Here is a 14,146-nt window from a genome sequence, read left to right as displayed (position 1 = left end):
GACGCCACGGCGTGGCTGCGGCTGGTGCGCCCGAGTACACGGCGGACCGCCTCCGCTGCAGCTGACCGGTAAGCGCGATTGTCAACTCGGAAGCATCGATGGTGTTCTTGCTGCCACCCTGGCAGTGGTCAGGATCAATCTCTCGGGAGCACCGCGATGACGAGCACGTCGCCGCGCACGTCCGCGCAGCAGCGGCGTGTGCAGTGGAAGGCCATAGACAAGGCCCTGTCGCCTTACTCGACCGAGTCACTGCTGGCGTTGCTGGAAGCGGCGTTGATGGCGTCGACCTGCTCCCGCTTCCACGACCATCTCCTATTGCTGTGGACCCGCGTCGCGCGTGGCGGGTGCCGCTCCGGCGCAATAGCCACGGCCGACGTCCTGCCGACACTCGTCGAGGCCGCGGTACACGCTGCCCCAGGCCGTGCTGTCCTCACCGAGGGCAAGCCGAATGACGTACGAGCTGGCGTGTGCTTCGACGGGAGGCTGCTGCACCCGGGAGACTTGGATCACCCGCTGCTGGTCCTGCGAAGCCTGCAGCTGACCGCACGCGCTGTCGACGACCACCTCGTTGGTTCCGTCGGGTTCGGCATCGGTGACGTCATCGAGCTTGCCGTGCGCTACACCGACCGCCGTATCAGGGAGTCCGCGTATGCCTGGCCGGCACCGGACGAGGACGAGGACGAGGAGACGATCTCGTGCTGGCTCACCCAGGCCTGCGTGGATGCTGTCATGGCAGCAGAGCGCGACTGTCTTGACGAGATCGTTGCTGCCTGCGAGCAGCCGGAGCAAGCAGGCCGGGCACTGGCCTGGCTGACGGCGGACATCGGGAAACTGAAGCTGAAGTACGACCCGACGCGGCAGCTGCTCGGCCCCGTACTGGCCGTACGAGCCCACGGCCGGAGGATCCCCGTCCCGGCCAGCGAAGCGCTCCAAGCCGTCGTAGCGGCCGCAGAGCAGCTCCTACAGGGTTTGGAAGGCACCCAGGAGGTGGCCCAGCGCCTTCAGGACCTGGCCGTCATCCGGGCCGCCGACGTGTTGCGGCTGGACGTCGTGCCCCGCCCTGACGCTGTGGCCTGGATCAGCGCTCCTCAGCTTCGCCTGGAGATCGCGGTCGTCAGCGCGCTTCTAGACGGGGAACTCGGTCCGCGGGTGGAGGCCGCCCGAAAAGCCCTGCTGGAGCACACAGCACTACAGCAGAGCCGACTGGTGGTGTACGCGGGCCCGCGCTTCCTCGTGCGTGAAGTGGTCACCGACACCCTCATGGTGCACGTCGAAGAACTCGCCGAGATGGCAGCCGACGCCCATGGGGATCCCGCCGCACTGGCCCTGTTCGTGCTGGAGATGACCCAGCACCCGGGCGTGGACGCGATCGCCTACCTGCATCTGCTCGATGCGTGGAGCAGTTGGCACCGCAATGGGACACTCCTCCTGCCGGCCGAACACACGCCCGAGGTAGCCGTCGTCCCGTGGAGCGGCCGAGACCTGTCCTGGGATCGGGCTGCCACCTGGGCACCCATCGACAAAGTCCTGGCGGATGCAGGCCTGCCCCCTTCCGTGCAGTGGACAGCCAGCAAGATCGTCGACCTTCCCGAGGGAGCCGAGGGGCTGCAAGCGGACTTGCACCACTACGCAACCCCCCGCGCGGCTGTTGCTGTCAGCACCCACCCGCCACTCGCCGTGATCGTCCCCCTGGACCCGCCGAGCGAGGCGCCGCTGGACCTTTCGGCACTGCCCGACGCGGTCCGCACCACCATCACCGCTCACCCGGACATCGCCAGGCACTTCACTCTCCCCGACCAGACCCCGATCACCCTGCATCTGACCCCGGCACTGCCAGACGCGGCACAGCAGCCCGACGACGCAACAGATGCCCAGCCCCCCGTCGACGGCCTGCGCCTGCTTGTTGCGGTTGACCCGGCCAACGCCTTCGTCCGACTCGTCCTTGAGCCCGACCTCCTCGGGGCGTTCGCGGGTGACGGGCAGGAAGGACACCGCGCTCTCGGCCATGCCCTCCACCACTGCGTCGCTCGGATCCGGGAAGGCCGAGACGCCGGCCACGGCACCGATACCCGGACCTTCATCGAGGCATGGAGCCAGGCCCACCCGGTCCTGCTCTTCAACGCCTTCGAGAACCACTGGCCCGCCCAGGCGTGTGCGTACACCGTGCCGGAGGACCGCCACGTTCAAGTCCGAGCCCTGCGCTCTGCAGCCGCGGCCGTTCGCGAAGCTCAGGTCCCCGCCGGCCAGTGGCGCGGGCGGGAGGCCATGCGCCCGGCCGAACAGGTTCTCCATGCCCTCGAGGCACTGCTCGCTGCGGAGATCCGCTCCTTCGCGCCCGCACTCACCATCGAATTGGCTCGCCACCTCAACGCCGCCTGGTGCGCCCGCACCCGCCGCCACCACGAGCTCCTGTTCAATCTGGCCGCGCCTTGGGCCGACAACTGGGTCGAGGAGGCGCAGCATCGCACCCGAGACGACACGAGGGCCACGTCCGCGCTGACCCTGCTCTTGCAGGAGGCACTGGCCACCCCACCCGAAGGAGACCGCGCCGCCGACCTCCTGGCCGTGGCCGACCTGGTCGCCCTCGCGGAACTGATCCTGCACAGCGGAATCACAGCCGTCGCCGGCGCTCGGGGACTACACGACCTGGAACTCCACGTCCACGACACCGGCGTCTTCACCATCGATCAGCCCGACGACGACAACCCGGCCGCAACCGCCACGCACCTCGGACTGGACCACAACGCCTGGATCCGAGTGCGTCACGACCACTGGCTGGCCCAAAGCCGACAGACTACTCTTGCCGATCTACCCTCCCCGCCCCCCGGCGGCCTTCAGCTGGGCAGGACGCCAGCTGCCTTCACTGCCCTCCGCCTGCTCCCCGGCTCCTCCCTCGCGCGTGCGGATCGGGAGCTGCGCCAGGCGTGGGGATTCGGATTCGACGCCCTCACTGCCGTGCTCGGGACGGCCGTGGACTGGCCGACCGGCCCCGAAGGGTACGCCATCATCACGCCCGAGAAGCTCGCGGGCGATGCGGCCGCCTGGTCCCAACTGCCTGAGCTGGAAACTCGCGCCGCGATCGGCCGGCTCACCCTCGACCGCCACAACGCTGACGATCCGCGTGAACACCGCTACACCGAGGTGGAGCGGCGCGCCCGACTTGCCACTCATCCGCTGGTCGCTGCCCGCCCAGGCGAGCTGCTGATCCTGCCGTGGCTGATCCACATCGCGCAGGAGGTCTACGAGGCTGCGTTCCAGGACGGACGCCTGCCCGACCGGGATCTCCCTCAACCTGTCCGCGAGGCCCTCGCCAGGCACCGTCAGGCCAAGGAGCAGCAGCTGGAGAGGGACATAGCCGCCGTCGCTGACCGCCTCGGCCTGCCCTACTGCACGAACCTCAGGGAGAAGGACGCCGAGCGCGTCGGCCTGCCGACCACAGGAGGCGAGATCGACCTGCTCATCGCCGATCCGGCAACGGCCCGCCTTTGGGTTGTGGAGGCCAAGCGCCCCCACCCCGGGCACTCTCCGGACGCGGTGATCCGGCACATCAAACACTTCACAGACCCCAAGAAGGGCCACCTGGTCAAGGTCCTGCGCAAAGTGAACGCGGTCGCCTCCAAACCGCGCGCTGCGGCCCTCGCCTGTGCAGTCACCACAGACGTCAGCTGGAGCGTTGTTCCGTTGATCGTCACCCAGACCATCGACCCCACGGCATTCATCACCGACCCAAAAGTCGCCTTCACCATCACCGACTACCTCGCACACGTCCTGACGAGCCCGGAAGACCCCGTGCCGGGATGGTGCCCGCCAGTGGCAAAGCCCAACGGGAGCAAGTGAGTCGGTGGCGCGGAGGACCTACCCGCGGGCTTCCCTGTGTCCCGTCATCGCGGATGTATTCGGTTTCACGGAAATTCCGGACCACGCCCGTCAGGCCCTGCCGGATCCAACCCGTGCCGGTGGTGTGGGCGGTGGCTTTCTGCAGATGGTGTGTCTGCAGCTGTGCTCCGTCCGATCCGGGAATTGCTACTTCGGCGATAGCCAGGCTGTCTGTCAGTGGCTCTCCGTACGAGGCCGCCGAGCTGAGTGGCAGAGGGGTGGAGATGGCGGGAGCTGGACAAGAAGTGCTGAGCAAGGATCGGGGGAATCAGCCCCTCTAGGTGTGGATCATGGTTTTGATGGCACACGAGCGCCGGTGCGTGTACTGCGACGAGCGGCAGTCACAGACCCTTGAGCACGAAGCGCCATTGGCAGGCAGGGCGGGAGGGGACATCTGGTGGAACCTCGTGCCTGCCTGCGACCGGTGTAATAGCTGGAAGCACAAGAGGTCTGCAGTTGAGTGGGCGCGCGACATGAAGCTGCACCATGCGCACCCGAAGGCCGGCTTCGCTCGCCACGCCCTTCCACCGCGGGCCGTCGAGGGGATCAACGACCCTGTAGCCCAGGTACAGCGCGAGATACGTGATCCCGCTCGGCGCCAGTGGTTCGAGCACCACTACGGGCGAAAGCGCACTCCACGGTTGCGTCGTGAGAAGCATGAAGAAGTCCAACGGTGATGGCGATTCTTGAAAACGGCCGGGGCCGCTCTTCGCCTCGCCTGGTTGGTTCTTGAAGTGAGTGGGGAGGGTGGGGAGCGAAGAGCAGGTCTTGATCACCGGCGGATAGGCTCAGGCCATGACCAGTGACTGGCGGAAGGACCGGATCGGGGCTGCTCTGCGGAGCGAGAATCCGACTGTGTTGCGGCGACTTGAGTCTGGCTTCGCGGTGATCGGCGACGTTCAGTTCCTGCCCGGGTACTCAGTTCTCCTCGCGGACGAGCCGGGTGTTCAACGGCTGTCTGACTTGCCCAAGGCTAAGCGGCTGTCGTTTCTGTCCGACATGGACCTACTCGGAGAAGCGGTTGAGCTGGCCTGCCGGCGGTTGGACCCCGAGTTCCGCCGGGTCAACCTGGAGATCCTCGGAAACACGGACCCGTTCTTGCATGCCCATGTCTGGCCGCGGTTCGAGTGGGAGTCGGCTGAGCTGGTGGGCAAGCCGGTGTGGCTGTATCCGGGTGACCGGTGGAGTGACGAGCGGTTCAGGCTCGGCCCGCAGCACGATGCGCTGCGGGATGCGATCGGCAGCGAACTGGACCGGTTGCGTTCGATGGACTGACGGTGTGGGCCCGCCGACCGCAGGTCGGCGGGCCCGTTGATCAGTGACGGTCGGTGGACGTCATGGAGTCCTTCGCAGCGGAACGATGTCAGGGATGGCCGTGGGGACTGAGGGGCGGGCGGCCTCCGGGGTCGCCAGCAGCGCGACGATGGTGACCGGCTGCTGGCAGTGCGGACAGTTCCGGGTCGCGGTCGGTTCCAACGGGTCGCGTTCCAGGGCTGGTTGGCGTGATGATGCTCGACTGAACGGTTTGTGCTGTGGTGGCAGCTCCGGCAGTGGCGGTGGCGTCGGTGTCTCGCCGAGCCGACGGGCCCGGTCTTCGTCCCGGGCCTGGTCGCGCCTGCGTTCGGCGTCTTTGCGGCAGGCTGGTGAACAGTAGATCTGGCGGACAGTCCTGAGGACCTCGAAGGGGCCCTCGCAGACGGGACAAGTGCGTTTCTCCTGGGCGTCCTCGCTGGTGCGGGAGGTGATCCGGCACTCGTTCGAGCAGTAGATCCGGCGTTGGCCAGCCATGGTGGTGAATTCGGTCTGGCAGGCCGGGCAGGTCTGCTGGACGGGTTTGCTCTGGCGGTTGGTCTCCTTGCAGGTGGGTGAGCAGAAGACCTGGCGGCTTGTGGCGGTGGCGACGGTGAAGACGGTCTCGCAGACCGGACAGCGACGGGCCATCTCGGATGTGACCTCGGTGGTGTCGGGGGCGTTGTCAGGAGACACGGGCGTTCACCCCGGCTCGGAGGGACTCGGCCTGGTTCTGGTGGCCGCGCAGTCGGTAGGAGGGGCCGTCGATGCCGGCGACCGCGGCCCGGTGCAGGAGTCTGTCGAGCATGGCGGCGGCGACCGTGGCGTCACCGAAGGCGCCGGCCCAGTCGGCGATCCCGACGTTTGTCGTCAAGATCGTCGAGGATTTCAGATACCTCTGGTTGATCACCTGGAACAGGGCCGATGCCCCGTCTTCGGGCAGGGGGAGGTAGCCGAGTTCGTCGATGACCAGGAGTTTCGGTCCGGCGAAGAAGTTCATGCAGGTCTTCCAGCGGCCTTCGAGGGCGGCTTTGTGGCATTTGGCGGCCAGCTCGGCGGCGGTGGTGAAGTAGACGCGGTGTCCTGCCTCGACCGCGGCCCGGGCCAGGGCGACGGAGAGCATGGTCTTGCCGACGCCGGGCGGGCCGACGAACAGCACGTTGGAGGCGTCGTCGAGGAAGCGCAGGGTGGCCAGGTCGCGGATGAGTTTCTCGTCGACGCCGGGCTGGGCGGCGAAGTCGAAGTCGTTGAGTGTCCAGGGTTCGGGCAGGCAGGCGAAGCGGAGCCGGGCGGCCAGCCGGCGGGCCTCGGTGGCCTCGACCTCGATCTCCAGCAGCCTTTCCAGGGCCGCGGTCAGCGACATCCGTTCGGTGCGGGCTTGGTCCAGGACCCGGTTCAACGCCTCGGCAGCGTCGTTGAGTTTGAGGTAGGACAGGTGGCCTCGCAGCTGCTGGAAGCGGCGTGCTTCGCTCATCTGCATGGGCGACGTACTCACTCCGGGTTCTCCTCCTTCGTCGGCGGGGGAACACTCCGCAGCCGGTCGGCCACGGCGGCATAGTGGGACAGGTCGATCACGACCCGTTCGGCCGGACTGCCGGCCACGGTCTGGCCGCGCAGGCGCTCGGCTTCCGCGAGCGCGGCCGCCGAAGGCGGCTTGCGGACCTTGTTCTTGCAGGGGGCCCGGTCGGAGAACGACGCCAGCACCGCCCGCTCCAGCGCGATGACGTGGCCGTCGTCGCGGACGGTCTGCCCGGCGCCGCGCGGGGCCCGGCGGTGTTGGGCGATCACCGCCCGGCCCGCGGTCGCGATCCGCAGATGGTCCTCGCCCAGGCGGTGCACCACCTTGACCTGGACCCCGGGCAGTCCCGGCGGCACGGAGTAGAAGTTGCCGTCGAACTGCACCAGGCTCTGCGGGCTGACTGTCCGCTCGACCTCCAGCTCGGCCGGGAAGGGCCGCACCGGGATGTCCAACAACGGCTCGGCCGCGGCGAGTTCGCCGACCGTGGTCACCACGCCGTCGATGCGGCGGCGCCGCTCGTCCATCCGGACGGCGAGTTTGTCGACGCCGGACTGGGCCTGGAGGACACTCAGCCCGTCGGGAACCGTGCGCCACCAGCGTTGCGCGGCCGAGTGGTTGGCCTTCTCGACGACACCCTTGCGGTTGCCGCGGCGAGGCGGGCAGATGTCCACCCCGGCTCCGTAGTACTTCGCGACCGCGGCGAACGCTGCGGTCATCTGCCCGCTGGAGGGGTAACAGACTGTCGCCATCCGGTCGAACCGCCACCTGCGCGTGGTCCCGCCGAGCTTGCGCATCACCTCGTCCAGGGCCTGGATCAGGTGCGGGAAGTCCTCGGACTCCGACAGCACGGCCCGCCACCGGCCCGAGTGCGCGAGCGCCCCGACCAGGAGATGGGCATGCTCACCCACTCCCCACCCCTCCGGGGCCTCCGGCAGCTCAAGCCAGTCGAACTGAATCTCCTCGCCCGGCGGGTGCGCGATCACCGCGACGTTGCGGCCGGTAGAGGCGTGGCAGGGCTCGCAGTGCGGGCGGACCTGGTACCGGCGAAGCGCCCGCGTGAACGTCGAGTACGCACCCTGATAGCCGAGCGCGGTCACTTCGTCGAAGAGCGTCGAGGCCCACAAGTGGGGGTCATCCGCAAGCCGTTGCCGGCAATACGGCAGGAACGGCACGAACGCATCTGGCGCTTGCCGTCGCTCACCGGGGACCCGCTCACCGTTGAGGTAAGCGCGAATGGTCTTGCGATCCCGGCCCAGATGCCGTGCGATCGCCGAGATCGTCCATCCTTGGCGACGCAGAGCGTGAGCGTCCACGTCTTCCTCCCGTGTGAGCATTCAGGCCCCCGACCAGGCCGAACTCATGGCTCACGCAGGCTCTCCACGACACACCCGGGCCCATTCGACACGCCGGGCAACATCACGCGAAAAGACCGAACAAGGTCACACGAAGGGTGGGGAGATCAACAGAGCAAGTTTGCCCCACGACCGAGCAGCAACTGGGGAGATTCAAATAGCGCCATCAACGAGGAAGGGATGGAGCGCTACCCCTATCCGCCGTGGGATGAGCGGTGTCCAGGCCGAAGAGCGCGCAGACACGCTGGAGCCCTTCGTACGCGTCCTCGTCCGGATCCCTGTGGAAGGTTCAGGTCATGTTCCAGTTGTCGGCGAGAGCGTGGCCCCGGCCGGGGCCGCCGCCCTCTGGCTCAGTTGCGTCCGAGTAGGCGGTTGAGGAGTGTGCGTCGGCGTTCGGGCTGCACCGGAGGTGCTGGTGGTGAGGGTGGCTGCTGCGGGGTCGGTGTCGGGGTGTTTGCGGGGGTCGGGGGGAGTGGAGGGTGTGGGCTGTGTGGCGGGTTCTTGTTCTGCCTTGGTGGTACGGGTGAGGGGGAGGTCGAGACGGGCCTGCTGGGTGGCGGCGGTGTAGGCCGGGTAGGTCAGGCCTTCGGGCCAGGTGTAGGACGGTGCGCGGAATTCCTTTTCGGTGGGGGTGCGGCCGAGGAGTTCTTCGAGCTGGATGAGGCGGGGGGCTTGGGCCACGAGGCGGGTCATGGCCCAGCTTTGCTGGAAGCCGGGCACGTCGCCGCCGGTGTTGGTGACGTAGCGGCCGCCCAGGGCGTGGAACAGGTGGCGGCACAGGGCGGTGCGGTCGTAGGGCAGCAGGTGGATGCGTTCTTGCTGCACGGGGGTCTTCTCGCCGATGGCCGCGCACAGGGCGGCCAGGTCGCCGCCGAACCACCGGTTCGCGACGGGTGCCGCGATCCGGGCGAACTGCTTGACGGTCAGAGGTTTCCCGCGGCCGTTGGCGGCCCGGTTGAGCTCGCGGGAGACCTCCTGCAGCTGTCCTTCCCATGAGCCGAGTGCGGTCTCGAGGTGTTGGCGGGCCCAGGTCCGGCGGTGGCGGGTGATGATGTCGCGTAGGAGGGGGAAGCCGTCGCGGCGCTGGCCGACGGTTGTGGTGGCGGTGATGGTGTAGCCGTCGGGGTGGTCCATCTTGATGGGGCGCTGGATGTCCTGGGGCGGTCCCAGGCGCTGGTCTGCGTCGGCGAGTTCGGTGAACAGGTTCAGATCGACCGGGGTGCCGGTGGCCTTCAAAGCGTCGGTGCGGCGGGCGTGGTAGTCAGCCAGGCCGTGTAGGTCGCTGCGGGCGTAGGGGCCTTCGCAGATGTACCACGTGCTCAGGGCGATTTCGTGCCAGAACGTGAGTGCGGGCCCGAACGCTTCGGCCATGCTGGCCTGGGGCAGCAGCGCGGAGACTAGGCGGTCGGGGTAGCGCGGATGGCATTCCGAGCCCCACAGCTTCTCGGTTTTGGCGAGGAGCTGCGGCGGCAGGACGCGCTCGTAGACGGGGGTGGGGAAGGCTTCGTCCTCGTCCGGGGGGATCCAGGGGTCGCCGACCAGCTCGAGCAGCGGCGGTTGGCCGGGGCGCTGGGCGGCGTGGAGGGCGTCGAAGGTCTCCCAGTAGTGGCGTAGAACGGTGACGCGCTGCTCGATGGGGGAGCGGATCTCGTCGCTGCCCAGGTAGCTGGCGACCATCGAGGCGACCTGCTCGACGGGCAACTTCTGCTGTGCGGCGATCTGCTCGACTTTCGCGGAGGCGCGCACATACAGGCGGGGGGTGGGCAGGGTCGTGACGATCTGTTCGTCGTCGGCCGGCTGCTCGCCCAGGTAGTCGAGGAACGCGAGCCAGTCGCCGTCGAAGAACGCGGCGAGGGTGGGCTGCAGTGCCTTGGTGAGGACGGTGCGGGCGGTAGGGCGGCCCTTCTTCGCCTTGAGGTAGTAGCGCTGCGCCAGCAGCGCCAGCTGGGTGGCGCGCCAGCGGGCGGTGGTGGTGGTGTCGACCGCCGGCGTGAGCGCGTGGACCAGGGCTTGGCGGGCGGTGATCTGCTGGTCTTGGGTCAGGCGGGACCAGCCGCCTCCCGGGCGCAGCCGGGCGAGCGCTGTTTCCACGGGCGCGGTGAGCAGGCCCAGGGCGCGGAAGCGGGCCTCGGCGTCGGCCCAGGCGGCGCTGGCTGCGGTGGGCTCGAGGGCGCCGGCCTGCGGTCCGCGCAGGGCCAGCGGGGCGAGCAGGTCGGTGGCGTAGGGGATGAGCAGCGCCCAGCAGGCGAATGCATCAGGGTTGCTGGCGAGTGGGGAGCGCGCGGAGACCATGGCGGCGATGTTCGCGGCCCACCGCGGGTTGCTCGTGTAGTAGGCGGGCAGATTGACCGGGCCGGCTTTGACCACGGTGCTCTCGGGCAGCCACCAGGCACCCTTGGCCTGCTGCCTTGCGAGGTCGAACCAGCCGTTCATGGCTGCGCGCGCCGACGGCGGCAGGCGCAGGGAGAAGTGTCCGTCGGCGGACAGTTCCACCGGCGCCGTGCCGGTGAAGCTGGTCGTCATGACGGTCGCGGCCAGCTCCTCGAACGGAGCGAAGCGCCCCTCCTGTCCGCCGGCACGTTCGGCCGCGAGGAAGGCGTCGGGGCCAGTGGCGACCGCGAGGGTGCGGCCGAGGCTGTCAGTCATGCAGCGCTCGTACGACATCGACGTATTGCTCGAACGACACAGGGCTGTCGGTACCGGCCGCATACAGTGCGTAGCGCTGGGCGAGGGCTTCGCGTTCACGTTCGGCGCGCCGGCTCTCGACGCGCTCGGAGTCGTGCACGACGCGGCTGGTGATCTCGCCGCGTTCGAAGAGCACGAACGCGTCCATTCTGCCGGTTTCGTCGCCGCCCCGGCTGCCGGGAAGCGGGGCGGTGCCGATCGGCTCGGGCGCGTCGTCGGCGACGGTCCCGGTGACCGGGTCCATGTCGTTCTCGGCGTAGAGGGTGTCCAGGTGGTCGTCCAGGCCGAGCTCGGCGTGCAGGACGATATCGAGGAACTGCTGCTGAGGGCCCACCCGGCCCTGCAGCGAGGGGTGGGACAGGATGCGGATGCCGCGGCCGATGAACTGGTAGAACTCGCTGAAGCTGCCGTAGGGGCGCATGGGCACCACCAAGCAGATGGGCGGGAAGTCATAGCCCTGGCCCAGCATCTTCAGCTGCACGATGCCGTCCAAGTCTCCGGCATCCGACTCGAACCGCTCGCGGACCTTGGCGATGGCCGCGTCGGTCATCGAGTGGTGCAGGACGTCGCAGGCGATGCCGTGCTCATTGGCCAGGCGCGCGATCTGCTCCGCGTGCTGGCGGCCCATGGCCGCGAACAGCACCCGGGGCTTGACCGGGAACAGCAGGTCGCGCTGCTGGTCGAGCAGGCGTTTCACTACGCGCATCACCTGGCGGATCGGCTCGGTCGACCGGGCCGTGATACGCGAGAGCTTGCGCTCGTCTTTGAGGAGGGCCAGCAGCTCGTCCCTGCCGGTGATCTCCTCCCGCCGGCCGTCCGGCCACACCAGCTCGTAGGTGGTGGCCGCGCTGTCAGGGGCGAACCGGTGCACGCGCAGGTTCTTGGCGTTGCCGTCCGCGATGGAGTCGATGAGGCGGTACCGGTAGACCACCTCCGCATCGATCGGCTTGCCGTCCAGGCGGGTGAAGCAGGCACTCATCAGCACGACGCGCGCGGAGGCGAAATGCACGAACAATCGCTGGTAGGACTCGGCCGCCGCGATGTGCGCCTCGTCGACGACGATGAAGTCCACATCGTCCGGGGCCAGCTTGGCCAGCAGATCGTCAGGGTTCTGCCCACTGCCCAGGGAATGGAAGTTCGTGACGATGACGTCGGCGGCCAGCAGCTTCTGCCGATCTACCTTGCGAACACCCCCTGCGTCCCGGTCCACCGTGAGCACCGACGGCGGCCGGCACCCCGGGCTCAGCGGGCCGCCGTGCAGCCCGTAGAGGGCGTTACCGACAGCCCGGTGGTCCAAAGCAGTGTCGAACGTCCCGCGGATCACGTTGCCCGGTGTGACGACCAGCGCGCGCCTGCGGGCCACGGCGAGCAGAGCGGCCACCCCCAGCGCGGTCTTGCCGGCGCCGACGCTCATCACACACGCCGCCTTGGTGCCGCCGGCTGCGTAGAAGTCCTTCAGCGCGGCCAGCGCCTGCTTCTGGCACTCGCGCAACGTCCGCACATCGACGGCCGCCCGCGCGAGTGTGAAGTAGTCGCGGTCGCCGGCCACGGTGCTGGTGCGCGGCGAGGGGCCGAAGGCGGCTTGGGGATCGGGGTCCATAGCGGGTGTCTCCACGAGCGGATGGGCGATGACAAGCAGGGCCAAGGCGGGGTCACGGGCCATGACCGCCTGCAGTTGGGCGACGCAGCGGGCCGTGTTCGTGCGGATGGAGTCGTAGGAGAACCGGACCACCGCGTGCCCAGCAGCAGTGAGGTCGTTCTGCCGCAGCCGGTCGCGGGTGAACGCCTCCCGGCCGCTATGGGCCGCGAAACCGTCGAGTTCGACCGCCACCTGCAGCCGGTCGCCCGCCAAGAGATAGTCGAGTCGGTAGCAGTGCCCGCCCACGTCCAGCGGCGCCTGCGCCCGCACCCGGTCGACTATGGCCGGATGAGCCGCAGGGGTCAGCACCCATCGCACGAACGCGTATTCCAGGAATGACTCGCTGGGTAGGACCTGCGCCAGACCGGGATGCCCTGTCATACGGCCGCGTCCTCAGCGGCCACACGCGCTGCCCGCTCCCGCGCTTTGCGGACGCGGGGCCTGTCACCGGCCCCGACGCGTTCGGCGACCTCCGCCACCCACAGGGCATCTGCCAGCAGCCCCTCCGTGAGGTACATCTCCAGCAGCCAGTCCACGGCCCCTATGTACACGAACTGGCCCTCTGCGAACGAGACCGCGTCCGGAACGGCCAGGGCCAGCTGCAGATCCAGGCGGCACAGCCGCTCGATCTCGCCGAACAGCCCCGGACTTGCCTGGCGTCGCTTACGCAGCTCCGCGACCGTGCTCTGGAGCGCGTAATGGTAGTCCGACCCCTGGCCCGGGAGCTCGAGCACCTCCGCGAGGTTCACGAGCAGTTCAGCGGTCGAGACGTCTTCGGAGAGCTGTAGGGCATGTTGCTGAGCCGGCGACTGGGTGGTGTTGCCCCACCACAGCGAGGGCTCACGCCCCTGGAACCGTTCGATCCTTGGCTGTTGTCCCCAACCGGCGGCCCGTAGCCGGTCCATATGCAGACCGGCAGGAGGCTGATAGACCACAGCGCGTACCGCAGCTAGCCGCGCGTACCACCAGGGTGCTGCCACAACCCCCCCGTTTCCAAGCCCGCTTCCGCATCCTGGCAGGTATGTGAAGGTGATGTGATGGTCAACGGCGCTTCGTGACCGAATAGTTGCCGTGGTCACAGAGTCATGGTCCGTCCAGGCAGCAGCGTCGTGGGCCCTTCCGCCCCTGACCGACTTCGCCGAACAGCACAGACTGCGCCCCCCGGGCCCCGGCTCCGCACGGGCAACCGGAAGAGGCGACGCTCCGAGGTCCTATTCCCAGCCGGCCGTGATGTGGTTCGGCGAACTCGTCCCGTATGCCTATGAGCTCACTGTGTACACGACCTGGTCCTGGGGCGATCTGGCGCAAGGAGTTCACGCACTCAGAGTTCTCGTCGATGCGGCCCATGCATCGTCGGCAGGTGCCACGCCCAGAATCCGGTCCACAGCCGTGGGTGCATCCCAGGCCCTCAGGAGGGGGTTCCCTCCCGGTGCGCTGCCGTCGGTCAGCCCCAGTTGCTGCACGCGGTGGGCATCGATCGGCCGCGGCCAGCAACCGCGCCTCCGGAATGATCGTACACATCACCGAGTCGGCGAGCGCGAGCGCGTCGCACGCTCGTCGACGCGGCTTTAAGCCGGGCGCCGACAGGATCGCCCCATCGCCCACATGTGCGCCGGTAGTTGCTCTGTGCAAGGAAAGTACAGGTCAAGACGTTGATCGCACCTTCCGTCTTCAGCTTTGTTGAACATAGAATCACGCCGCTACGAATGGGGAGGAGCTGTAAAGAGTGGGTATTGCGGCGTGAAGAAGGTCGCCGAGGGGGCGCACATCCTAGGCTGATCGGCG

General features: G+C 68.4%; 9 protein-coding genes. 3 read left to right on the top strand and 6 right to left on the bottom strand.

The window, feature by feature from the left end; all coding sequences use genetic code 11:
* Window positions 1-156 precede the first annotated feature (156 nt).
* From A6P39_RS00630 to A6P39_RS00625, 3 genes are all read left to right on the top strand, one after another.
* A complete protein-coding gene (locus A6P39_RS00630; protein ID WP_067056322.1) occupies window positions 157-3,837 on the top strand; it encodes a hypothetical protein in 3,681 nt (1,226 codons plus the stop codon).
* Window positions 3,838-4,166: 329 nt separating this feature from the next.
* Window positions 4,167-4,553, top strand: a complete 387-nt coding sequence (locus A6P39_RS45260) for an HNH endonuclease (RefSeq protein WP_443052793.1) — start codon at window positions 4,167-4,169, stop codon at window positions 4,551-4,553.
* Between the two features lie 118 nt (window positions 4,554-4,671).
* On the top strand, window positions 4,672-5,151 hold the full coding sequence (locus tag A6P39_RS00625) for an HIT family protein (RefSeq protein ID WP_067056319.1): 480 nt from the start codon (window positions 4,672-4,674) through the stop codon (window positions 5,149-5,151).
* Between the two features lie 60 nt (window positions 5,152-5,211).
* Here the strand turns inward: A6P39_RS00625 and A6P39_RS00620 are convergent, their stop codons facing one another.
* The 6 genes from A6P39_RS00620 to A6P39_RS00595 all read right to left on the bottom strand — a co-directional run bounded on the left by A6P39_RS00620 (window position 5,212) and on the right by A6P39_RS00595 (window position 13,095).
* A complete protein-coding gene (locus A6P39_RS00620; RefSeq protein WP_199841046.1) occupies window positions 5,212-5,862 on the bottom strand; it encodes a hypothetical protein in 651 nt (216 codons plus the stop codon).
* A complete protein-coding gene (istB, locus tag A6P39_RS00615; protein WP_234379289.1) occupies window positions 5,852-6,661 on the bottom strand; it encodes an IS21-like element helper ATPase IstB in 810 nt (269 codons plus the stop codon). Before istB ends, A6P39_RS00620 begins: the two co-directional genes overlap by 11 nt.
* Window positions 6,658-7,809, bottom strand: coding sequence for a Mu transposase domain-containing protein (locus A6P39_RS00610; protein ID WP_234379287.1), 1,152 nt, complete (start codon window positions 7,807-7,809; stop codon window positions 6,658-6,660). Before A6P39_RS00610 ends, istB begins: the two co-directional genes overlap by 4 nt.
* Before the next feature lie 522 nt (window positions 7,810-8,331).
* A complete protein-coding gene (locus A6P39_RS00605; RefSeq protein ID WP_275883763.1) occupies window positions 8,332-10,683 on the bottom strand; it encodes a stress protein in 2,352 nt (783 codons plus the stop codon).
* Window positions 10,676-12,742 carry a DEAD/DEAH box helicase family protein gene (locus A6P39_RS00600; RefSeq protein ID WP_067056306.1) on the bottom strand — a complete coding sequence of 689 codons (2,067 nt, stop codon included), beginning with the start codon at window positions 12,740-12,742 and terminating at the stop codon, window positions 10,676-10,678. Before A6P39_RS00600 ends, A6P39_RS00605 begins: the two co-directional genes overlap by 8 nt.
* On the bottom strand, window positions 12,739-13,095 hold the full coding sequence (locus tag A6P39_RS00595) for a hypothetical protein (RefSeq protein WP_159396216.1): 357 nt from the start codon (window positions 13,093-13,095) through the stop codon (window positions 12,739-12,741). The genes A6P39_RS00600 and A6P39_RS00595 overlap by 4 nt, the downstream gene beginning before the upstream one ends.
* Window positions 13,096-14,146: the final 1,051 nt, after the last annotated feature.

Source organism: Streptomyces sp. FXJ1.172, assembly GCF_001636945.3.
Lineage (GTDB): Bacteria > Actinomycetota > Actinomycetes > Streptomycetales > Streptomycetaceae > Streptomyces.
The sequence above is the reverse complement of the archived record's forward strand: the minus strand, read 5'-3'. Positions and strand labels throughout refer to the sequence as shown.

Coding starts and splice junctions, on each gene's coding strand:
- A6P39_RS00630 (WP_067056322.1), top strand. CDS start 157: ATGACGAGCACGTCGCCGCGCACGTCCGCGCAGCAGCGGCGTGTGCAG.
- A6P39_RS45260 (WP_443052793.1), top strand. CDS start 4,167: ATGGTTTTGATGGCACACGAGCGCCGGTGCGTGTACTGCGACGAGCGG.
- A6P39_RS00625 (WP_067056319.1), top strand. CDS start 4,672: ATGACCAGTGACTGGCGGAAGGACCGGATCGGGGCTGCTCTGCGGAGC.
- A6P39_RS00605 (WP_275883763.1), bottom strand. CDS start 10,683: ATGACTGACAGCCTCGGCCGCACCCTCGCGGTCGCCACTGGCCCCGAC.
- A6P39_RS00600 (WP_067056306.1), bottom strand. CDS start 12,742: ATGACAGGGCATCCCGGTCTGGCGCAGGTCCTACCCAGCGAGTCATTC.